Source organism: Paenibacillus planticolens (genome assembly GCF_013141725.1).
In the GTDB taxonomy this organism is placed as follows: Bacteria; Bacillota; Bacilli; order Paenibacillales; family NBRC-103111; genus Paenibacillus_E; species Paenibacillus_E planticolens.
The window spans coordinates 10,365-33,068 of record NZ_WHNZ01000030.1 but is presented as its reverse complement, the minus strand read 5'-3'; the positions used below and the strand labels follow the sequence as shown (position 1 = coordinate 33,068).

Annotated in this window: 14 protein-coding genes; 10 read left to right on the top strand and 4 right to left on the bottom strand. The window is 49.8% G+C overall.

The genetic code is table 11. The annotated features are described in order from the left end of the window. Positions 1-169 precede the first annotated feature (169 nt). The 8 genes from phnX (at position 170) to GC097_RS14675 (ending at position 8,935) form a co-directional block, all read left to right on the top strand. Complete coding sequence (gene phnX / locus GC097_RS14710) at positions 170-967, top strand: phosphonoacetaldehyde hydrolase (RefSeq protein WP_171684057.1); 798 nt, start codon at positions 170-172, stop codon at positions 965-967. Continuing rightward, the gene (gene phnW, locus GC097_RS14705) at positions 964-2,091 is read left to right on the top strand and encodes a 2-aminoethylphosphonate--pyruvate transaminase (RefSeq protein WP_171684056.1); all 1,128 of its coding nucleotides are present in this window, start codon (positions 964-966) and stop codon (positions 2,089-2,091) included. The genes phnX and phnW overlap by 4 nt, the downstream gene beginning before the upstream one ends. 142 nt (positions 2,092-2,233) lie before the next feature. After that, complete coding sequence (locus GC097_RS14700; protein WP_171684055.1) at positions 2,234-3,337, top strand: putative 2-aminoethylphosphonate ABC transporter substrate-binding protein; 1,104 nt, start codon at positions 2,234-2,236, stop codon at positions 3,335-3,337. Between the two features lie 124 nt (positions 3,338-3,461). Continuing rightward, positions 3,462-4,499, top strand: coding sequence for a putative 2-aminoethylphosphonate ABC transporter ATP-binding protein (locus GC097_RS14695; RefSeq protein ID WP_171684054.1), 1,038 nt, complete (start codon positions 3,462-3,464; stop codon positions 4,497-4,499). Continuing rightward, the gene (locus GC097_RS14690; RefSeq protein ID WP_171684053.1) at positions 4,499-6,220 is read left to right on the top strand and encodes a putative 2-aminoethylphosphonate ABC transporter permease subunit; all 1,722 of its coding nucleotides are present in this window, start codon (positions 4,499-4,501) and stop codon (positions 6,218-6,220) included. The genes GC097_RS14695 and GC097_RS14690 overlap by 1 nt, the downstream gene beginning before the upstream one ends. Before the next feature lie 44 nt (positions 6,221-6,264). Further along, positions 6,265-7,053: a DeoR/GlpR family DNA-binding transcription regulator gene (locus tag GC097_RS14685; protein WP_171684302.1), complete on the top strand. Its 789-nt coding sequence runs from the start codon at positions 6,265-6,267 to the stop codon at positions 7,051-7,053. A gap of 50 nt (positions 7,054-7,103) precedes the next feature. Further along, the gene (locus tag GC097_RS14680) at positions 7,104-8,123 is read left to right on the top strand and encodes a hypothetical protein (RefSeq protein ID WP_171684052.1); all 1,020 of its coding nucleotides are present in this window, start codon (positions 7,104-7,106) and stop codon (positions 8,121-8,123) included. Next, on the top strand, positions 8,120-8,935 hold the full coding sequence (locus GC097_RS14675) for a DUF8832 domain-containing protein (protein ID WP_171684051.1): 816 nt from the start codon (positions 8,120-8,122) through the stop codon (positions 8,933-8,935). Before GC097_RS14680 ends, GC097_RS14675 begins: the two co-directional genes overlap by 4 nt. Before the next feature lie 473 nt (positions 8,936-9,408). Here the strand turns inward: GC097_RS14675 and GC097_RS14670 are convergent, their stop codons facing one another. Both GC097_RS14670 and GC097_RS14665 read right to left on the bottom strand, forming a co-directional pair. Next, positions 9,409-9,957 (bottom strand): hypothetical protein, encoded by a 549-nt coding sequence (locus GC097_RS14670; protein ID WP_171684050.1) that lies wholly within the window; start codon positions 9,955-9,957, stop codon positions 9,409-9,411. A gap of 208 nt (positions 9,958-10,165) precedes the next feature. Beyond that, positions 10,166-11,863 (bottom strand): DUF2339 domain-containing protein, encoded by a 1,698-nt coding sequence (locus GC097_RS14665; RefSeq protein WP_171684049.1) that lies wholly within the window; start codon positions 11,861-11,863, stop codon positions 10,166-10,168. A gap of 157 nt (positions 11,864-12,020) precedes the next feature. On the opposite strand from GC097_RS14665, the gene GC097_RS14660 reads away from it, so the two are divergent. Then, positions 12,021-12,299: a hypothetical protein gene (locus GC097_RS14660; protein ID WP_171684048.1), complete on the top strand. Its 279-nt coding sequence runs from the start codon at positions 12,021-12,023 to the stop codon at positions 12,297-12,299. Between the two features lie 208 nt (positions 12,300-12,507). Next, positions 12,508-14,265 (top strand): glycoside hydrolase family 2 protein, encoded by a 1,758-nt coding sequence (locus GC097_RS14655; protein ID WP_171684047.1) that lies wholly within the window; start codon positions 12,508-12,510, stop codon positions 14,263-14,265. Between the two features lie 35 nt (positions 14,266-14,300). Here GC097_RS14655 and GC097_RS14650 read toward each other — a convergent pair whose 3' ends face one another. Continuing rightward, complete coding sequence (locus GC097_RS14650; protein WP_171684046.1) at positions 14,301-15,983, bottom strand: DUF11 domain-containing protein; 1,683 nt, start codon at positions 15,981-15,983, stop codon at positions 14,301-14,303. Then, positions 15,980-22,690, bottom strand: a complete 6,711-nt coding sequence (locus GC097_RS14645) for a DUF7507 domain-containing protein (protein ID WP_446686397.1) — start codon at positions 22,688-22,690, stop codon at positions 15,980-15,982. Before GC097_RS14645 ends, GC097_RS14650 begins: the two co-directional genes overlap by 4 nt. Positions 22,691-22,704: the final 14 nt, after the last annotated feature.

Genomic DNA, 22,704 nt, shown 5'->3' with positions numbered 1-22,704 from the left:
TTAGCCACATAAGCAACTAAAACAAATAAAAACAAATTAAAAACACAAATTTTACATGCATTTAACGCTACGATTACATTTCTAGTTTAAGATGTACTTATAGACGCAACCAAATCCAACAAAAGTGTTAGGCATTACAATTAATTCAGTCAAACAGGAGGATTATCAAATGATACAAGCAGTTATTTTTGATTGGGCGGGGACGATGGTGGACTACGGGTGCTTTGCTCCCCTTAACGTGTTCATGGAGGTTTTTCGTAAGAGAGAGATTGCCATCACGTTGTCTGAAGCAAGAGCCCCGATGGGATTGCTCAAACGCGATCATATTAGCGAAATTTTAAAGATGGAGCGGGTTGCCGGCTTGTGGTTGGAGCGCTACGGTCAGCTGCCGCAGGAATCGGACGTTGACGCGCTTTATGCGGATTTTGAGCCGATGATGCTGGCTGTCGTTGATCAATATGCCGAGCCGGTCCCGGGAGCTCTGGCACTTGTAGAGCGCTTGCGTCAAGATGGCATTCGAATCGGCTCAACAACGGGCTACACGGCTGAGATGATGGCGATTGTCACCGTTGAAGCGAAGAAACGCGGTTATGCTCCGGACCATTTGGTAACGCCAAACGATGTGCCTGCCGGGCGTCCTTATCCTTGGATGATCTACGAGAACGCGGCTGCCCTGAATGTCTATCCCATGTATAACGTGATGAAGGTGGGAGACACGGTGAGCGATATCCGGGAAGGCGTCAACGCCGGTACTTGGACAATTGGCGTCGTTCTTGGCAGCAGCGAGCTCGGCATGAGTGAAGCGGAAGTGGCATCTTGCGATGCGGATATCCTGCAAGCGCGCATGGATGCGGTCGCATCCAAATTTCGTGAAGAAGGCGCACATTACGTTATTACAACAATCGGTGAGCTAGACCAGCTCATTCCAGTAATCAATCAAAAACTTCAAAGAGGTGAACGTCCATGACAACAACGACGAATCAACTGCCGGATAACCCTTACTTATTGCTGACGCCAGGCCCTTTATCGACAAGTAAAAAAGTAAAGGCTGCCATGCTGCGTGACTGGTGTACGTGGGACCAAGATTACAATCAGCTCGTGCAGTCCATCCGCAGCCGGCTTGTCACGATGGCGTCGAGTAAGCCGGATGATTACACGACCGTGCTTATGCAAGGAAGCGGTACGTTTTGTGTGGAATCGGTTATTGGTTCCGTCATTCCGAAAGAAGGCAAATTGCTCGTTCTAACGAACGGTGCTTACGGTAAAAGAATTGCCCAAATGGCGGAAGTTCTCGGGATTTACTCGATCGTTCTGGATGCCGGGGAGACAAAGCCAGTTAATGTCAAGCAGCTAGAGGAAGTGCTGAAGGTAGATTCGTCCATCACGCACGTTGCGTTGGTTCATGTTGAAACAACGACGGGGATGATCAATCCTATCGCGGATGCGGCCCGTATTGCCAAACAGTATGGCAAAACGTTAATAGTCGATGCCATGAGCTCCTTTGGCGGCATTCCGATTGATGTAGCGGCGCTAAACATCGACTATTTAATCAGCAGTGCCAATAAATGCATACAAGGTGTTCCCGGTTTTGGATTTATCATTGCCCGTAAAGAGTCTTTGAAGGCATGCAAAGGTTTAAGCCGTTCCTTGTCGTTAGATCTGTACGATCAGTGGGAGACTATGGAGCAAGGCAATGGCAAATGGCGTTATACTTCGCCTACGCATACGGTTCGAGCTTTTGATCAAGCTCTTCAGGAGTTGGAAGAAGAAGGCGGCGTTGCGCGCAGATTCGAAAGATTCACTCGCAATCAACAAACGTTGGTTGCCGGCATGCAGCGTCTCGGTCTGCAAACTTTGCTTCCGTCGGAGCTGCAATCGCCGATTATCACCTCTTTCTTATATCCGGATTCGCCTGTGTTTTCCTTTGATGAGTTCTATTCGCGTATTAAACAGGAAGGCTTTGTTATTTATCCGGGCAAAATAACAGCCGCCGCGACGTTCCGAATCGGCAATATTGGCGATATCCATCTCCCGGACATTGAACGCTTGCTCGCAGGCATTGAGAGACAGTTATTTTGGAAAATGAGTTAAAACAAATTAAAACCAAGTAATAAAATTTAAAAACAAACAATTTACTTGTACTTAATACTGACTTTACAAATCTATTTTATACTAATTTTATCAGGTTAAGAAATCAAAGCCGATAAATTCGAATGAAGGTGGGAGTAGGAAGATGAAAAGATCAGTAGGAAGTGCAGTCGCATTGTTGTCAGTTGCTATTATGTTAGGGGCTTGCGGCGTTAAGGCGGTAACTCCAGACGGAACGAAAGCAGCGGCATCCGCGCCGGCAGCAAGCGCAGAAGTGAATGTGGATACGAAGAGCAAGGACTTAACCGTCTACACGGCTTTGGAAGATGATCAAATCAAAACATACCTCACAACTTTTAAAGCCAAATATCCGGATGTAAAAGTAAACATCGTTCGTGATTCTACTGGAATCGTAACAGCCAAACTGCTTGCCGAGAAAGATAACACGCAAGCAGACGTTGTATGGGGCTTGGCCGCAACAAGCTTGCTTGTGCTGGATCAGAACAGCATGTTAGAGCCATACGCACCAAAAGGCGTTGAGCGTATTCTTCCTGATTTTAAAGATAAAAATCCGGTAACGCACTGGGTTGGCATCGATGCCTGGGAGACGGCATTCATCGTGAACAAAGTGGAGATGGAGAAGCGCAAGCTTGCCATTCCGCAATCCTATGAGGATCTCGTGAAGCCGGAATACAAAGGGCTGATTACAATGCCAAACCCGTCATCTTCAGGTACTGGATTCTTGACGGTTTCCGGATTAGTGCAATTGAAGGGCAACGATGCGGCATGGGATTATATGAACAAATTGCATGACAACATCGCGATGTATGTTCATTCCGGTTCCAAGCCTGCTAAATTAGCTGGCACAGGCGAATATCCGATTGGTATTTCCTTCGGTTACCGTGGCATTCAAGAGAAGAAAAGCGGTTCTCCGGTCGAAGTAGTATTCCCTAAGGAAGGCTCCGGCTGGGATGTTGAAGCGAATGCTCTCATGAAAAAGAAAGTTGTGAAGCAGGTGGCTAAAGACTTCTTGGATTGGGCGATTACCGACGACGTTATGAAAGAATACAATAAAAATTACGCCATTCTGGCAATTAAAACCGATGCTGCAAAAATCCCTGACGGCTACTCGGTTGACCCGATCAAGCAGCTTATTAAAAATGATTTGAACGATGCCGCCAAAAAACGCGACACGGTTCTGGCTGAGTGGGACAAGCGTTTCAATGCTAAGAGCGAGCCGAAAAAATAAAAGCAAAACCAAGAAAAGGCTGACTGCGAACCATGCTTTGCAGCAGTCTTTTTTCTATCATTAACAAACCGATAACAATTCGACCTTATACTCAAGTTAACAAGACTTAGGAGGCTGCTTGATCATGACACAAGCTTACTTGTCCATTCAAGGAGTAAACAAAACTTTTGGATCTTTCAGCGCATTGAAAAATATTCATATTGATATTCAGAAAAATGAGTTCATTTGTTTACTTGGCCCAAGTGGATGCGGCAAAACGACGTTGCTTCGCATCATTGCCGGATTGGAGAAGCCGACGCAAGGCCGCATTATCGTTGGCGGCAAAGATATCACGGCGCTGCCGCCGGCAAAAAGAAACTTCGGCATGGTGTTCCAGTCTTATGCGCTTTTTCCGAACCTGACGGCCTATCAGAACGTGGCATACGGCTTGCAAGGCAAGAAGCTTTCGAAGAAAGAGATCGATGAGAAAGTGCGTGAAGGGCTGTCATTGGTCGATTTGCTGCACCTCCACGATCGTTACCCCGCGCAAATGTCCGGCGGACAGCAGCAGCGTGTCGCACTGGCTAGGGCTATTGTGCTGTCACCGGATTTCCTGCTGCTGGATGAGCCGCTTTCGGCGCTGGATGCCAAGGTTCGCGTGAAGCTTCGCGAGCAAATTTGCGACCTGCAGGACAAGCTCGGCATTACAACGGTGATGGTCACGCATGATCAAGAGGAAGCGCTCACGATGGCAGATCGCATTGTCGTGATGAAAAACTCCGAAGTCGTCCAAATGGGAACACCGGAACAAGTCTATGAGCAGCCGAATTCGGCCTTTGTCGCCGATTTTATCGGATCGATTAATTTCCTGGAGAATAGGCAGCAGGCAGAGCTGTCGCCGAAGGGGAGTCTGGCGATTCGACCTGAGCATATTCGCCTTTCTGCGTCAGAATCGAACAGAGGCATGAAGGCGGTTGTGAAGCATGTCGAGTTCCGGGGAGCCTTCTACAGAGTGCTGCTTCAACCGGCAGCAGGCAGCGGCTACGAGGATGCGCTTCTGACAGTGGATGTGTCGGCGCAAGCGTCTCACCAACTGAGGCTGGCCAAACATGCCGTGGTATCCGTTGAATTTCCGCAGGAGAAAATGATTTCGTTCTCGGCCGACAGCATGGTAGGTGCCTGATGAACAAGGGAATAGTCAGCATGAATCCGCCGATCCGACGCCACTGGGGAACCCTCTTTTCATTGCAAAATGTGTTGATTGTTCTGCTCGTACTCACACTGACAACAAGCACGTTGATTCCGTTACTCCTCTTATTCAGCAAAGCTTTGCTCAATAAAAATGAGGAGTACGTCGGATTAGCTAATTTTGTCCAATATTTCTCTACGCCTTCGCTGATTCAATCGCTAACGAACACAATTTGGATTTCGGTGCTATCTACAGCACTCGCTGTTGTTCTCGCTTTCGCCTATGCGTACGGCATAAGCCGCACCGCTATCCGCGGAAAAAGCTATTTCCGCTATGTGGCCTTGCTGCCGCTCTTTCAGCCGACAATGATGCACGGAATTGCACTTACCTATTTGTTTGGCAATCAGGGTATGATCACGAACGGCTTTTTCGGACTTTTGCCGGGTCTTCGCATTGGGATTTACGGCCCGATCGGGATCGTCATCTCGGAAGTCATATATTTATTTCCCCAGGCTTTTCTAATCTTTATTACAGCTTTGTCAATGACCGACCAGCGGCTCTATGAGGCAGCGGAATCGCTGGGCGCGAATACATTCAAAACGTTTTTCACCGTAACCTTGCCATCCGTCAAATACGGCCTGATCAGCGCCATCTTCGTTTGCTTCACCGCCAGTTTTACGGACTTCGGGGCGCCTCAAGCCATCGGAGGCAAGTTTAACGTACTGGCCACCGATATTTACAAGCAGGTGATCGGGCAGCAGAACTTATCGATGGGTGCAACGGTGGGCATCCTGCTGACGATTCCAGCCATCATTGCTTTTGCCGTAGACCGATTCGTAGAGCGCAAGCAGCGCTCGATGCTTTCTTCGAAATCGACGCCGTACCGCGTACCGGAAGGACGTGCCCGGGACAGGTTTTATCGCGTATTTTGCCTCCTAGTCTCTATTGCGATCCTGATTCCGTTGTTGACGATTGTATTTGCTTCATTGGTGAAGGTTTGGCCGTACAAATTGAGCCTAAGCCTCAAACACTACGACTTTTCGAGTGTGGCGGGGTCAGGCTTGGAGCCGTTCTGGAATTCGCTGAAAGTCTCCCTCATAACTGCGGTGGCGGGCACGGTGATCACCTTTATTTTCGCTTATTTGATTGAAAAGACCAGATCAATGAAAGGCATGCGTCAGGTCGGATATTTCCTGTCCATCTTACCGCTTGCGCTTCCGGGTATGGTCATTGGTCTGGCTTATATTTTCTTCTTTAACGATCCTGGCAATCCGCTGAATTGGATGTATGGCACGATGGCGATCATTGTGCTTGCGAACATCACGCATTTCTATGCAGTGCCCTTTATCACGGCTACAACTGCGCTGAAAAAGCTGGACAAGGAGTTCGAACTCGTTTCGGAATCGATGCGCATCCCTTTTTACAAAACATTTCTAAGAGTAACGGTGCCCATGTCTTTGCCAGCTATTATCGAAATTGCCATGTACTTTTTTGTTAACTCGATGGTTACGGTATCTGCGGTTGTGTTCCTGCGGTCTGCGGATATGAACCTCGCGGCTGTCGCCTTGGTTAATATGGAAGATGCAGGAGACGTAGCAGCCGCTGCGGCGATGTCTACGCTGATTGTCGGGACGAATATCGCGATCCGTTTGGTGTACGAGTTTATTTTGAAAAAGGTGAAAAAAAGAACGGCTGCTTGGCAAATGCCGAAGTAAACCTGCCAGCAGCCAACCATGCCGAAATTGGAGGGTTCGACCTTATGTCTTTGATCGGAGAAGAACGGAAAAATTTTATTCTCAATCAGCTGAACTTGGAAGGCAAAGTAAAGACAAATGATTTGGTCGAGCGTTTGGAAGTTTCTTCGGAGACGATACGCCGGTATTTGGAGGAGCTGGAGGACGAAAATAAGCTGAAACGGGTATACGGCGGCGCGGTCAAAATTAATTTGTCCAGAGATGAGCCGTCGCACCTGAAAAGGGAAGTTCTGTACGCGGATGAGAAGCGCAAAATCGGCAGATCGGCTGCGACTATCGTTGAGGATAATGACGTTATCTTTATCGATGACGGAACAACGACCCTGCATATCATCGATTATTTACTTAACAAGAAAAACCTGACTGTTCTAACGATTTCGATCCCAGCCCTGTACTTATTAATTGACTATAAGAACAAAGGCTTGTTCTCAGGAGACATTTTTATGATTGGCGGCAAAGTGAACGCTATGCATTCCAGAGTAGCGGGTCTATTGGCTGAGAAAATGGTGGAAAATTTCAATGCGGATAAGGCGTTCTTGTCCGTGGACGGCATGATGCTGGACAAAGGGATCACGGGTTTCGAAGAAAGCAAAGGCCAATTGACCCAGCAATTGATGAAATTCAGCAAGCAAAACATCGTACTCTGCGATCACTCGAAGTTCGGACTTGTGCAATTTTACAAAATCGCCGATTTAAAAGAGATCGACATCATTGTAAGCGATGTTCCCGCCCCTAAAGAATGGCAGCTTGACCTGAAGAAAAAAGGTGTGATTTGGATCTCATCGACCGACTAGCTGTGTTATGATAGTACCGTAATCATGACAAATGTTGGGAGTGGTTCGATTTGTCAATACAGCTGAACAAGGCGCAATCCGTGGGAAACATGGGCATTATGAAACATGTCGTCACAATGGTGATGGGGATATGGCTGATTGTCGGTTTGTTTATCGATGGCTTCGCACATAACCACGGCGCGGTCGAAACTTTTTTTACGCCATGGCATGCGATTTTGTACTCGGGGTACTTGGCTTGCGCCATTTGGATTTTTGTCATTACCTATCAGAATAAAAGAGCTCGCCAAGCCACATGGGCGGAGTCGATCCCGGCAGGCTATAAGCTTGGCGTGGCGGGAGTCATCGTCTTTTTTATCGGCGGTCTTGGCGATATGCTCTGGCATACGATATTCGGCATTGAGAAAAATATTGAAGCTCTTCTGAGCCCGACGCATCTGGTTCTGCTGACCGGAGCGCTGATGATTCTGACCAGTCCGTATCGCGCGATGAGTTATACGGAAACGGAGGCGTCGCCAAGCTTTCGCCGGTTGCTGCCGGCCTTGACTTCGGTGGCGTTAACTTTTGCCGTGATGGCTTTTTTTCTCATGTACGCTTGGTCGTTTCGCCAAAACTTATGGATGGCCAGGGAAGAAGATGCCATCGCCAGGGCTGTTGTAGACTTTCTTGTTACAACAATGGTGCTCGTTCTGCCAGTCATGCTGATTTTAAGACGATGGAAGCTGCCATTTGGCACGGTGACTTATTTCTTTGTTTTTGAGGCTGTCTTGATGGCCGTTCTTGATGGCTTCTCGCACTACGGATCTATCGTGATTCTGCTCATTAGCGGGATTGTCGGAGATGTGCTCTTTGCAAGCGTAAAAGAGAAAGAAGCCGGCGCGTGGCAATATCGGGGTATATTCTTTGTGCTCCCTGTTCTCATCTGGGGCTTATATTTTGCGGATTTACGCCTGTTCCACACGTTAGATTGGGCACCCGAGCTGTGGGGAGGCACGATGTTTATTTGCGGTCTCAGTTCACTGGGATTAAGTATAATGACGACAGCTCCGGTAACGACCGTGAAAAACCAATGAAACAGCTCGTATGGATTCTCATGGGCATGGCTGTTTTGTTAGCCGCTTGCGGGAAGCAAACCGTCACGCATGACATGATGGGGATGGAGATGCCGGCGGCCTCTACGGCACACGTTCACAGCAATGATGCGATTGCGCATTTCTCGGTTGCTGCGGATCGTTATATGCCGAATGAAGAGGCAACAGTTACGATTCTCATTCAAGATAAATGGAATAGGCCCATTGATGCTTTTGACCTTATGCATGAGAAGCTGATGCATGTGATCGTAGTCAGCAAGGACCTCTCTTATTTTGACCATCTGCATCCTGAATATGCCGGAAACGGGAGGTTCGAAGTCAAAACAAAGTTCCCGGCAGGCGGCTATTATCAGCTGATTGCCGATTTCACACCACAAGGTATGGGCGAGACGGTGCAGACACACTGGGTTACGATCAAAGGTAAGGTGCCGAAGCAAGCCGACCTTCAACCGGATACGTCGCTGACGAAAATAATCAGCGGCAAAGAAGTGACGCTTTCGTTCGACCACCTTATGGCGGGCATGGGATTAGATATGATTTTCACGATTAAGAATGCTGAAACGAAACAGCCGGTCACGGATCTGCAGCCATATCTCGGCAGTTTGGGGCATGTGGTTGCGATCAGCGCCGACGCGAAGGAGTATGTCCACGTCCATCCGAATGACCAGAAGGGATCGGGGCCTGAGGCACGCTTCACCATCCTCTTCCCCAAGACCGGTGTCTACAAAATATGGGGGCAGTTCCAACAGGGGAATGAAGTGTTCATTGTACCTTTTACAATCAATGTGCCATAATGCCAGTTGACGTTTACATTGTCTACAAAAATTTGTAATCAAAAAGAAATGTTTCTTTCATCTAACTTTAATGAAACAAGCCTATAATAGAACTCGACCCCCTTTAAAATATAAATACTTTAAGACCCGCAGCCCGTTGCTGTGGGTCTCTTTTTGTCTAAAGACGGCGAGTCCTCCAGTCTCCTTAGCTTCTTGGGAGAGAGAGGGGGAACTGCAGGGCGCTATTTTGCTAGAAGCAACCTTTTTGGCAAACGAAAGGGAACTAGGGTCCGCTATTCCGCCATTCCGAGCAGATCGTTCGATCATTTGGTAAAATAAGACCCTATAGTTCCCCTCGGACGCCCGAAATTCTGCTTTTCACCGAAATAAGGGAATGGAGTTCCCACAGTATGGCGGATCTTCGTCTCCAAGATGCAGGCCAAGAAAAAGAAAAAACAGGTCGAATCGCCGATTCGCCTGTTCTTGGGCAGAGCTTATTTTTTTGCTGCGTCAGTGACAATAAATTTGTCGTCTACTTTTTTGGTGGAATAGGTTACGCCGTCTTTCGTCGTGAATTTGACTAGATCGGCTGTATTCGCCGCATCGAACGTGATGTCCGCTTTCGTTGTAGTTAACAGGTTAGTGGGGAAGAACGCGGCTGCGTTCGTTACAATGGCTCCGTCGGCCTTCTGATCGGTCAAATAGTGAGCCGCCAGTTTATCCGCCATAGCGCTATCGAAGTAGCTGGAAAGGAATTTCACGGCTTTCTCTTTGCTATCTGCGGCGATAGGATTAAGAATCGGCTTATCGTCTTTGGATTTCGCTTCTCCGAAAAGGAAGCCCGCTTTTTCTTGCGCAATTCTTGCAGCGATATAGCCTTTCATATTGACAGCGTCCTGAGTCTCAGCAGTTGCCTGCGGTGAAGCGGCAGCGCTGGCCGTTGGAGCGGGGCTAGCCGTGTTTTTCGGTTCTGAGGAACAAGCTGCTCCGGTAACCATCATCGTAAGCAGGATTACGCCTGCGGCAGTTTTTTTCAAAGTCATGGTAATGCACCTCTTCATCTAGTTAATGTATGTATTTGTAAGTAAATACATATTATATATAAAATTTTAATCGCAAGTCTAGAATATACGCTATTTTAAAGGCTAATGCAATGATTTCAAGGAAAGTTCACATTCTATCTTGCCCTCGAAAAAGTGAAAAAACCTTCACATTCCCCAGGTAAGCGGGGGTGAAGGCTTTTACGTTAAGTCAGCGGTCGTTGGGTTCTTTGCGCTTATAAAACAACCTGGAGATCCCAACCCCGATAGCGCCAAGGCCAATAAACAGGATCGCCCGAACGGCGGTGGAAACGTCAGGTAAATCAATGAATATGATTTTGAGCAGGGTGATGAATAAGAACAGGATGCCGATCAGATTCGCCTTCGCTCGCCGGACAAACAGTCCTGCAATAATGAGGAGCACGGCGTACACAGCCCAGACCCCTGAGAGGATAAGATGTTCGTAATCAACATCGAGTCCGCTCGTCAGGACATTCGTTAATTGGGAGATGAAAATTAGCACAAAGATAAATGCCATCCATAGCAAAAGGAGAGGGAATCGCGACGGCACACGGCCTTCCCGGGCATAAGAGCGAAAATAGGCGTATAGACCGCAAACGGTGGCCACAAGCACCAGCCAACCAAAAGATTCATAGGAGCCTATGCGATGAATGGGATGAGTGAATACAAACAGCATGCCAATAAAATAGGCGAGAGCGCCGCTGATTTGCTGCAGTCTGCTTTGGAAGCGGACTCCCAGACCGAGAGCTATGCCGCCTTCGACCAGCAGCGCTGCCCCGCTTTGGTCGGCATGAAGGACGCTGATCAACCATAGGAACGTGCTGAACGTCGCGATCGATAGCTGAACGGAGAAAGCACGCTTTTGCCAGTAAAGCCAGAAGGATGTGCCGATATACAGAACCGACCACAAAGCGAGCATCCACTCGTAGAGGTGCCGGTCTCCGGCTGAAGAGCCATACAGTCCGTATGTCCATGCGGCAACCAGGCCAAAGCTTAAGAACAAGGTGATACGCTGCCCGATTCGGCTGTCTTCCGATCGCAGAAGCGCAATCCCGAAGAGGAGCAGATGCTGCAGGATGACGATGGTGAGCAGAGCGGTACGGTCATTCGCGCCATTGCTGATCAAAGTTGAAACGAGCAGGGGCAAATGTAGTACGCCAAAAGCGGTAAAATAAGCGCCACGGAAAGAATAGCGCAAGGATAGCAGCATCATCGCCATGGAAAAGAGGCCCTCATAACCGGCGAAAATCCAATGATTCGGCTGTGCAGATGTTACCATGAAGGGAACGAGATAACCAGCGAGCAGGGTGATGATCATGAGTGCCTGAGATCGGTGGCGAATCGCTATAAACACGCTTGCAGCAATAGAAATGATATAAAGAACAAACGTCAGCCATGGGGGGATGAGTCCAAAGAGCATATGAGCGGCGAAGAGCGATAAGATCAGAACGCCGCTTGCTCCGCCGAGCAGCACTTGCCCCAGCGCTGTGCGCTTGCGGCGCATTTGTGTTTCTCCTTGCCAGTACATAACACCTGCTGCAAGGATTCCGAGGATGCACCGCACCGGTTCCGTGATGAAGCCGGCACTCACGGCCGCTGTAAACCCCCAGAGAACGCCAAGCAGGAAGACGATGATAAATATGCGCGGCAGCCAGACGCGGGCAATTAGATGCTCCCAATCTCTTGGGGGAGCGGGCGGAGCCGCGGGCACAACGGTTTCTTGATGTGGACGAGACGGAGGAGACGGCTGGGATTGTTCTGCTGCAGGAGTCGGCCAATCTGAGCTTTGAGATGTTGTGGCCGTTTTGCGATCCAGCGCTTGGTCCAGGAGCTGCTCCAGCGCTTTAACTTTCTGTTCCAATACGGCAACGCGCAGTTCTAGATCCATAAATGCCCCCTTGATGTTTATGGTTTAGGTATGTTTTTCCAACTCATTCTATGTTAACATGGGTCGGGCAAGACGTGTATGGCTGAGAAAAATAAAAAGTGGGACAACTATGTTACAATAGTTATAAACACGAATAGGAACTAGGAGATGACCAATCATGAGCAAAGAATTAAATGAACAAGAGCTGATCCATTTTATAGCGGAACAATCGAAGGCAGATACGAAGCAAATAGCGCTCGTGTTAAAGTATGAGAAAGCGTACATTCTTAAAGCGGAGGAAAATGCTAAAGGGGAAGTTGATATCGACAGCGACGAGCTGATCGATCATATTTTGAGCAGGCCGGATGTGAAGTTGACGGAGCTGGCGGTGGACACCATTTTGGAAGCGGAAATGGCGTATTTGATGAAACATGGATTTGCCGGGTACATGGATTAATGGAAAAAGGACGACGCGGGGATTATCCCTGTGTCGTTTTTTTGTGTATGCGGCGGCAGGTTAGGTCTTTCTACATCACTTAATGTAACTTGAAAGTTAATTAAATAACATGTATTGACAATAAATAAGCATGATATGATAATAGTCTTAGTTATATATAGCTTATTTAATTAACTTATTAATTAACATTATGGAGGTGGCCGCAACCATGACAAATCAACCCCGGGCAGATTACCCTAGACCACAATTTGTACGAGACAGCTGGGTGAGCTTGAATGGCGAGTGGGAGTTCGAATTTGATGATGACCGTGCAGGCAGCAAAGAGAAGTGGCATTTAGGCAATAAGGCATTCTCTACAACGATTCAGGTGCCTTTTGCGTTTCAAAGCAAGCTAAGCGGTATTGGCAGCAATGAGTTTCATGATGTTGTGTGGTACCGCAAACAATTGGTAATTCCGGACTCATTCGCAAATAAACGGGTTTTGCTCCACTTTGGGGCGGTTGACTACGATGCTTCCGTTTGGGTAAACGGCAATCTGGTAGTGACGCACGAAGGCGGACATACGCCTTTTCATGCGGATATTACCGATGCCCTGCAGGATGGGACGAATACATTGGTCGTCAAAGCCGTCGATTACTCCCGGGATGTGACGCTTCCCAGAGGCAAGCAGTATTGGCTTTCGGATTCGGCAAGCATTTTCTACACACGAACGACCGGTATTTGGCAAACGGTATGGATGGAAGCCGTATCAGCCGATGGCTATTTGGAAAAAGTGAAAATGACGCCGGACATTGATGAGAAGCAGGTGGAATTCCAATTTTTCATTGAAGCCGCTAAAGCGCAAGTTAATCAGCAGGTGAAGGTTGAGATTTTCTTCAAAGGCGAGCTGGTTTCGGAGGATACGTATTCGCTGAAAGACAGCTCTGGGACGAGAAAGGTTCGTTTGAACGATTTTAACGATCACGGACTTGGCGGCTGGTGGTCACCGGAGCATCCGAATTTGTACGATGTGACGTTTACCCTGTTGATCGATGAACAAGTTGTTGATGTCGTAACGAGTTACTTCGGAATGCGTAAAGTTTCAATCGAGGATGGCAAGCTCTGCCTCAACAACCGTCCTTATTTTCTGAAAATGGTGCTGGATCAAGGCTATTTCCCGGATGGGAATTTGACGCCGCCCAGCGATGAAGCGATCAAACAGGATGTAGAGTTGACGAAAGCGATGGGCTTTAACGGCGCCCGCAAGCATCAGAAGCTGGAAGATCCGAGATACTTGTACTGGTGTGACCAGCTTGGTCTTGTTGTCTGGAGCGAGGCGGCGAATGCCTACGAGTATTCGGAAAAATATGTAGAGCGGTTTACCAAGGAATGGCAATCGTCTGTCGAACGCGATTATAACCACCCGGCGATTATTGCTTGGGTTCCGCTCAATGAAAGCTGGGGAGTTCCCAATATTCAAATCGATAAAAGGCAGCAGCAGCACGCACTGACCATGTACCATTTGACCAAATCCCTCGATCCGATGCGTCCCGTCATCTCCAATGACGGTTGGGAACTGGTGAAAACGGACTTGTTCGCGATTCATGATTACGAGTGGCGGGAAGAGGTGCTGACAGAGCGATATAGCTCAAAGGAGAAGGCTGTTCATGCGATGCCGGCTAACCGGCGCCTTTTTGTCGAAGGCTTCCCTTATGAAAACCAGCCGATTCTCGTTACCGAGTTTGGCGGGATTGCTTACAAGAAGAGCGACTGGGAGGGCTGGGGATATTCAGGCGCGGATAACGATGAAGACTATGAGCAAAAGCTGCGGGCTGTCATCCGTCCTCTGCTCAATTCGGGAGTTGTACAGGGGTATTGTTATACGCAGTTAACAGATGTGGAGCAGGAAATAAACGGCTTGCTCACCTATGACCGGAAGCCGAAAATTCCGGTTGAACGGATTAAAGCGATTAACGAGCGTAAATAAGAGAGAGCCGGGGAGCTGGATGCCCCGGCTTTTTTTCATTCATCGGCTTCCTCAATGCGAACGACGGCTTCATTGGAAAGCACGGTTCCCGTATGAACAAGATCGGTGACTTGGAATACATAGTTGGCGGCTGCTCTTAGCGGGATGCGCTTTGTATTCGGACGAAGAAAAATCACGGAAGTATATGTGATTTCAGTAGTGGACTGAGGGGGAATGACGCCGAGATACAAAGGCTGAGATGCACTTAGCGATTGATTCGTCTGAGTACCGTTGATTTGCAGCGTACCTGGATCCAGCGTTGTCAGCGGAGAGAGCCAATCGTGCAGGTTTACGCTGTCCGCTGCAAGATTCCCTGTATTGGATACGCGAATCCGGTACTGGATGGCAGTTCCAGGCTCGGCAGTCGGAGGACTTGCGGCAAGCAGGATGGCCATGATCGGCCGTACTATTTCGACGATTACGGTATTGGACTGCACGCGATCGGAGACGACCCGGTCATCCGGCAGCCGAAATTGAAATAACACGTCGGCATGGCTCGTAAGCATCGTTTGTTCTGCGGAGATAGCAACGGTGTTCACGGTTACTTGGAACGAGACGGTCAATTGGCTTCTTGCAGACAAATTCCCGACATACAGAGAGCTCTCTATCGTTGGATTGCCATAAGGAGCTCCATTCACCGTTAAGCTTCCCAGTACGTAGGAACCGCCTTCCGGAATGAGATCAGACAGCCATAGTTCTACACCCAGATTACTTGAATTTGAAATGAGAACGGTATAGGTTAATGTATCGCCTAAAGTAGCCTTGGGCTGAAGGATGGATTCGACGACCGTAATTGCAGGGTCGAGCACTTCCAATAGGATTGTGTTGGAAAGGATGTTTTGTTTGTAGCCGCCAAGAAAAAGCGTCAACTCCGCATCATTCACGATTCTCCCGGAGGTCGGCGTATGGATAACTGTGACTTGGAACTGAAGTGTAAGAACAGCGTATGGAGTTAGCTCGCCTAGTGATATACCATCTGCGGGATTAGCGGACGGGTAAGCAACATGCCCGATTTTTACGCTGCCTGGAACGAAGGCAACGCCATTTGGCAGCAGGTCTCTGAAAAAGGTTTTGTTCATCGTAGAACTTCCATCATTTTTGATGGTGAACTGAAACGTGATCGTGTCGCCAACAAAGGTAAAGGTTTTGTCGGCATGTTTCTTAAAGCTGACTTTTGTTTCTTCGAATGGAAGAATGACGGTATTGGATTTAGAACTCCCGGTTGCTCTTCTTCCTCCGGGCGTATGGAAAGTGTAGGCAGCTGCAGCTTGATTTTTTAATTGTGAAGATGGTTGAAGCACAATGACTTGAAAGGCCACATGCATGCGCTGATTTATATGAAGCTCCCCCAATGGGATGCCTTTCTCGGGTTCGGCCATAGGCAGCGGAACGCCATCCACGATGACGCTGTTAGGAATGAGCGAAGTGCCGGCCGGCATGGTGTCAAAGATGGTAACTTGTGCATCCAAGTTACCCTTATTGGCTACCGTCAAGGTGTACGTCACCACTTGACCGAGTGCAGCTTCAGACGAATTCGCCTTCTTCAGAATGGTAATGACGGGACCAACCACGGGGGTATCTACGGTGTTTGAATAGGCGTGGCTGGTCAAGTCTCCTGAACTGAATCTGACAACAGATTGATTAAGCAGATGTTTGGGAGGTTGGGATTCGGCCGTCATACGACCGTCACCTCGAATTTGACGGTGACAGATCCTCCGGCTGGTATCGTATTAAGCGGAATTCCTGTGCTTGGGTTCAAGTTCGTTTTCGGGATATCATTGACGGTTACACTGCCTGGGATGAAATTCGTTCCGCTCGGGATCGGATCTGTCAATACGACATTATTGACTGCTTCAATCCCATTATTCGTGACAACAACTTGGTAAGTAATGGTATCGCCTTCGATGGCGTCGATAACATCGGTGCTCTTCACGACTGTAACGTTCGGCGACGAGACTGGAATCACGAGCGTGTTGGACACGACGGAGCCCGAGAATGGACGGCCATCCGGCGGCGAATAAGTGTAGTTGGCAGATGCCGTGTTTATTAATTGCTGCGGATTCGGCAAGGCATCTACGTTAACGGCGAGTGTTATTTTCACCGTAACCGTATCGCCTGGAGGAATTGTTCCAGCATCGATGCCGGTTGCGGGATTGGCGCCAGGCTGCAGCTGACCGTCAACAATTACGCTGTTCGGTATAAAATCGGCCCCTGTCGGAATGGTATCGAACACGGTTGCCGCTGCCGGCAGATTCCCGGAATTGTGGATGGTAAGCGTGTATACGATCGTATCGCCAACGGTTGCATTTGTTGTGTTCGCGCTTTTGACGAGGGCGATAATCGGCTGATAAACCGGAACGATAACGGTATTGGAGAAGGCCGATGCGGCGAAGGCGCCGCTTGTAAAGCTGACGGAAGATTGATTCGTAAGCAGCCCGGATTGCGGCAGAGCAGTAACGGTGACTTTGAATGAAAGAGTAACGGTTGTGCTCGGCAGAATGGGCCCAAGCGCAATCCCGCTGGTCGGATCCGCGGTAGGTACTGTGCTGCCGTCGATCGTGACGCTGCCCGGAACAAAGCTTGTGGAACCGGGGAGATGGTCAAAAAACTGAACATTATTGATAGATTCAATCCCGCCATTAGTTACATTGGCGAAATAGGTAACGACATCGCCGACAACCGCATCGGTGGCAGGCGTCGATTTTACGACAGTGACGTTAGGGGCAGATACCGGAATGGTAACCGTATTGGAGTCGGTAGAGCCTGTAAGGAGGCGGCCGTCCGGCGGACTAAAGCTGAAGTTGGCTGTAGCGGTATTCGTGATCACCTGTGGATTCGGCAGCGAAGTGATAAGAACGGCAAATGTCACAGTGTTAACAACCCCGGGCGCTGCCGTGAATGGAATACCTGCCGTAGGATCGGCGCCAGGTTGTGTGGTACCGTTGAGCACGACGGAGTTTTGCTGGAAGGTGGCTCCGTTCGGTATTGGATCAACAAGTGAGACCGCAGACGGATAATTGCCGGAATTGCTGACATTTACGGTGTAGATAATCAAATCGCCAATCGTTGCATTGGTCGTACTGGAGCTTTTGCTTGCGGCAAGAATAGGCTGATAAACCGGTGTTGTAATTGTGTTGGAAAATGCAACTGCCGAGAAGGCTCCGGAAGTAAAGCTGACAATCCCTTGATTGCTTAATTGCGAAGGTTTGGGCAGTGCGGTGACTTTCACATTAAACGTAATGGTAACTGTTCCGCCAGGCGCAATGGAGCCGAGCGCGATGCCCGAAACCGGATTAGGAGGAACAGGCGGCGTAGGCGCACCGACAATGACGACACTGCCCGGAATAAAGGCTTCTCCCGAGGGCAGGGGATCAGAGAAAACAACGTTAGTAACGGATTCGAGTCCATTGTTCATGATGACAATGGTGTAAGGGATAATATCATTGACGACGGCGTCCGTTGCCGTGGTGCTTTTGGTGACGCTGACGTTAGGCGACGAAACGGATATCGTCACCGTATTGGATGTGGCGGATCGATTGAACGATCGGCCGTCCGGAAGCGTAAAGGAATAAGCGGCCGTTCCTGTATTGGATAGAACCTGCGGATTCGGCAGGGTATTGATTACGACAGAGAAGGAGACCGGAACCGTTGCGCCAGGTTGTACGGAACCAATATTAATCCCTGTAGAAGGATCCGCGCCCGGGGCAGGCGTGGTACCTACGAATACGCTGTTTGGTTGGAAGGAGGTTCCGGCTGGAATCGTATCTGTCAGGGTGGCAGCAGCCGCGTAGTTGCCTGTGTTAGAGACATTCAGCGTATAAATGATGGTGTCTCCTACCGTAGCGTTCGATGTGCTTCCGGCTTTCAGAACACTGAGGACAGGCTGGAAAATAGGTGTTGTTACGGTATTTGAGAAAGTTGTGCTTGAGAGTGCGCCTGATGTAAAGGTTACCGCAGATTGATTGGATAATTGCGCAGATGTCGGAACGGAAGTAACAAGTACATTGAAACTAACCGTGACTGTGGCGCCAGCAGCAATCGTGCCAAGCGAAACGCCTGTGGTCGGATTCGGAGGCACAACCGGCGTCGGAGCTCCGATGATGACGACGCTGCCGGGAACGAACGCTCCGCCGGCAGGAATGGTATCGGTGAATACGACATTGTTGATGGCCTCAATTCCGCTATTCATGATGACGGTGCTGTACGTAATCGTATCGCCTACGGTTAATGCTGTAGAAGAGGTGCTCTTCGTTACGTTCACATTCGGAGAAGATACCGGGAACGTAACCGTATTGGAGGCAACCGCAAGCGTGACGACACGGCCGTCCGGCGGGGTGAACGTGTATGTGGCGGTGGCGGTATTGCTGATCTTTTGCGGACTGGGCAAAGTTCCAATCAGAACGGAGAAGCTTACCGTCTTAGAGCTGCCCGGCGCAATGCTGCCGGCATTAATTCCGTTTACGGGATCTGCGCCAGCCTGCGGCAGGCCGTCGACTTGCGCACTGTTCGCCACATAGGTAGTTCCTGTCGGTATCGTGTCGGTGACAATGACATTCCCTGACAAGTTGCCTGTGTTCGATACAACGATGCTGTATAACACCGTGTCGCCGACTGTTGCGCTGGTTGTGTTAGCTGTTTTGACGGCTTGGATAATCGGTTGGGTAACGGGCGTTACGACATTATTGGAAGAAGAGGAACCAGAGAATGTTCCGGACGTAAAGCTGACGGAAGATTGGTTAATGACTTGCGATGTTGGCATTATGATTTTCACCTCAAAAGTCACGGTAACCGGGTTGTTTGGAGCCAGGCTACCGATTGGGATGCCGGTCGACGGATTGGTGTTCGGCAAAGAAATGCCGTTCACACTGACGCTACCGGGAATGAATGAAGTGCTCGGATCGGCAATGCTCGTAAGAATCACATTGTTGACGTTCTCGACACCTTGATTGGTGACAACGCTGGTGTAGGTGATGGTATCTCCTTGTACGGCGGAACTGACATTGCTGGTAGACGCCACCTTCACGTTGGGAGCAGAAACGGGAATGGCAACGGAGTTCGAATTTCCAGATCCGGAGAGCGTACGCCCATCCGTAAGCGTAAACGTGTAGGCGGCGGATGCCTGATTGACTAGCTGCTGAGGTGTCGGCAGGGAAGTTACCGTCACTTCGAAGGTAATGGTTCTGATTGCGCCAACCGCAAGCGTGCCAATCGGAATGCCGCTCACAGGATCGACGCCCGGAAGAGGAGCATCATCGATGATCACGCTGTTCACAAGAAAGGTGGTGCCGGCAGGAATGTTATCGGTTAGCGTCACACTGGCAGCGGAACTTCCGGTATTGCCTACTGCCATTTTGTAAACAACAATATCGCCGAGAACCGCGAGTGATGCGTTGGCGCTTTTGACAAGCGATACAATGGGCTGCTGGATTTGCGTGGTGACGCTGTTCGAAAAAGCAGCTCCGGAGAAAACGCCGGAAGTGAAGCTTAGGCTGGCAAAATTATCCGCCTTCGGCGGGCTCGGCACGGAAGTTACGACTGCCCGGAAAATAACTTGCGTCGTGATGCCGGACGAAATCGCGCCGATCAAGAAGCCGCTTGTCGGGTCGGCCGAAGATTTGGGCACACCGTCTACCGTTACGCTTCCGGCTTGGAACGCAATACCGGCGGGCAGCGCATCCTGAACAACGACATTGTTCACCTGTACGACACTGCTGTTTGTGATGTTGAGCGTGTAAATAAGCGTATCGCCGATTGCTGCAAAAAGCAGATTGACCGATTTGTTTACGACGACATTGGGTGCAGACACCGGAATATTCGTCGTACTCGAAACGACGCTGCCGGTTAGCGTGCGACCATCCGGCGGCTGGTACGTATAATTGGCTGTTGCTTGATTAAGGAGCCTTGGTGGCGACGGAAGGCTTTGCACGACAACTTGGAATACAATTTGACTCGTGCCGGAAGGCGCCACAGCGCCTATCGGAATACCTGCAGCAGGGTTTGCCCCCGGAATGGAAACGCCATTTACAGTAACACTGCCTGTCACAAACGAAGTAGATGGCGATAGGGGATCTACGAGCGTTGGCACAACAGCGATATTTCCTTGATTGCTAACGAGCAGTGTGTATGTCAGCGTAGCGCCTACCGTAACGTTCGTACTGTTCACACTTTTGGCCACGGAGATAATAGCTTGATATACGGGTGTCGTAATCGTGTTGGTTAAAGAAGTTCCAGTAAACGTACCGGAGCTGTATGAAATGGAAGCCTGGTTGCTGAATTGCGCTGTAGCCGGCAATGAAACTGCATTGACCTGAAAGGTGACCGTCACCGAGCTGCCGGCTGTTATCGTGCCTACGGAGATGCCGCCACCTGGGACTGAACTTGGGCTCGAAACCCCTCCAACGGTAACAGTGCCGGGTACAAAAACGGCTCCTTGGGGAATAACATCTGTGAGAATGACATTCGTTACACTTTGAATGCCAGAATTCGTGATCACCGTACTGTATGTAAACGTATCTCCGACGACCGCGTCGATCATGCTCGCACTCTTGACAGCGCTAACGCTTGGCAAGCGGACTGGAATGGTCACCGTATTGGAGCCGGCAGTTCCGGAAATGGTACGGCCGTCCGGTGGTTGGAACGTATATGTACTATTCGCGGAATTCACGAGCTGCGGCGGCGAAGGGAGCGAATTGATCAATACGTCGAAGGTGACATTGGATGACCCGCCTGCCGCCACCGTGCCAATGTTTACGCCAGTGACCGGATTGGCGCCGGAAATGACGACGCCGTTCACTTTGAAGCTGTTGGCAACGAAGGACGTTCCGGCAGGTATGTTATCCGTAACAGTCATCGCAGCGCCGATATTTCCTGTGTTGGCTATTTGCAGCGTATAGGTTACCGTGCTCCCGACAGAACCATTCGCCGTGCTTGCGGATTTCACAATGGCAATCTTCGGCGCATAAACCGGTATCGTCACACTATTCGATGGAATGACGCCTGAAATGGTAGAGCCGCCTGCGACGCTTTGGAAGGTAAAAGCGGCATTCGCCGTATTTACCAGCTGCTGCGGATTGGGAATGCTTGAGACCGTAGCTTTATAGGTGACGGTGATGGACGAACCAAAGGCGAGGGAGCCTAACGGCGCTCCTGCTGTGATATCGTAGGTCGGCTTTGACACGCCGGCGACGACGACACTGCCGGCTACAAAGGTTGAGCCGGTCGGCAAGGCGTCGGATAACACGATGCTGGCGGCGCTGGCCGTGCCCGTATTGCTGGTCGTTACCGTGTAGGTGATGGTATCGCCCGAGACGGCTCCGGTGACACTGGCGCTTTTGGTCACGTTGATTTTCGGGGCGTTGATGTCAACTTGAATGCCATTGGCGTTGACGGCATAGGCGTCCCCTGATGTCGTCAATTGCAGGATCGCAGAGGATTGATTGTTCGTTAAGCGCGCCGATACGTCGATGTTCGTAATGTCCCAGCCTTGCCGGCCTCCGCTGATATTCGTTCCGGGCGCTCCGTTGATTTGATTGAGGGTGCCGAATGTTCCTGTTGTGTTAAGCTGTCCGGCATCGTTATTGATCTGGGAGGCGAAAAAGTTAGTGGCAAAGTTATTCGGTCCGGATAACGCGACGAGCGAAGCTGTCGTAGGTCCGAACAACGCCTGGTCCCCGGTTCGGTTCGCGTCTCCTTCCTGGGCGCTGAAGAGCGCTCTGCCGCCTAATGCGCCTGTTACCGGTGTAGCGAATCCGGTAATCGTCGTGTTCACAGGGGGGGAGGTAGACTGCACGAGCACGGCGCCAACCCGAAGGGACATGTTCCGGAAAGGCAGGTTTGTATTTTGGTAAATAACGGCAAGTGTCCAACCGGCATGATTGGCTGTAGGATCGCCGTCGATGACAATTGTACCTGGCACACCCCCCACTGTGTAGGTGCCGGCCATTCCTTGCTGCACCTGTGTAGTGACATTGGCTGTGCGCGTATACGCATAGGTACTGCTGCCTAAATTGAACTCGTTGCTAGTCGTAGCGTCGGGTGTGACGGTGAACGTTCCTGCAGGTGTCGTAAACGAGATGCCATTGTTGATCACAGCACTCAGGTTAACATTGCCGTTGATATAAGTTCCGCCCCAGATCAGCTCCGCATAAAGTACGGTACTTCCTGCAGGAAAAGAGAGTATTGCGGCTGAGCTGTTGGAGGTGTAGAGACTGGTCGTTCCTGCCGGATACGTTCCGAATTTCTGCGTTGTATCCACGGTTGTGAAAGCGCCGATGCTATCTTGTGTTCCCGGTTGGCCTACCGTATCCGAACGGCTTAGGCCAAGTGTATTTCCGGTGAACGTGATCGCGCCAGTCGCGTTGAGTGTGGACCTGACGACGAGAGCTATGATCGTCACCTCCT

Coding starts and splice junctions, on each gene's coding strand:
- GC097_RS14660 (WP_171684048.1), top strand. CDS start 12,021: ATGAGCAAAGAATTAAATGAACAAGAGCTGATCCATTTTATAGCGGAA.
- GC097_RS14655 (WP_171684047.1), top strand. CDS start 12,508: ATGACAAATCAACCCCGGGCAGATTACCCTAGACCACAATTTGTACGA.
- GC097_RS14670 (WP_171684050.1), bottom strand. CDS start 9,957: ATGACTTTGAAAAAAACTGCCGCAGGCGTAATCCTGCTTACGATGATG.
- GC097_RS14665 (WP_171684049.1), bottom strand. CDS start 11,863: ATGGATCTAGAACTGCGCGTTGCCGTATTGGAACAGAAAGTTAAAGCG.
- GC097_RS14695 (WP_171684054.1), top strand. CDS start 3,462: ATGACACAAGCTTACTTGTCCATTCAAGGAGTAAACAAAACTTTTGGA.
- GC097_RS14685 (WP_171684302.1), top strand. CDS start 6,265: ATGTCTTTGATCGGAGAAGAACGGAAAAATTTTATTCTCAATCAGCTG.
- GC097_RS14650 (WP_171684046.1), bottom strand. CDS start 15,983: ATGACGGCCGAATCCCAACCTCCCAAACATCTGCTTAATCAATCTGTT.
- GC097_RS14690 (WP_171684053.1), top strand. CDS start 4,499: ATGAACAAGGGAATAGTCAGCATGAATCCGCCGATCCGACGCCACTGG.
- phnX (WP_171684057.1), top strand. CDS start 170: ATGATACAAGCAGTTATTTTTGATTGGGCGGGGACGATGGTGGACTAC.
- GC097_RS14700 (WP_171684055.1), top strand. CDS start 2,234: ATGAAAAGATCAGTAGGAAGTGCAGTCGCATTGTTGTCAGTTGCTATT.
- GC097_RS14675 (WP_171684051.1), top strand. CDS start 8,120: ATGAAACAGCTCGTATGGATTCTCATGGGCATGGCTGTTTTGTTAGCC.
- phnW (WP_171684056.1), top strand. CDS start 964: ATGACAACAACGACGAATCAACTGCCGGATAACCCTTACTTATTGCTG.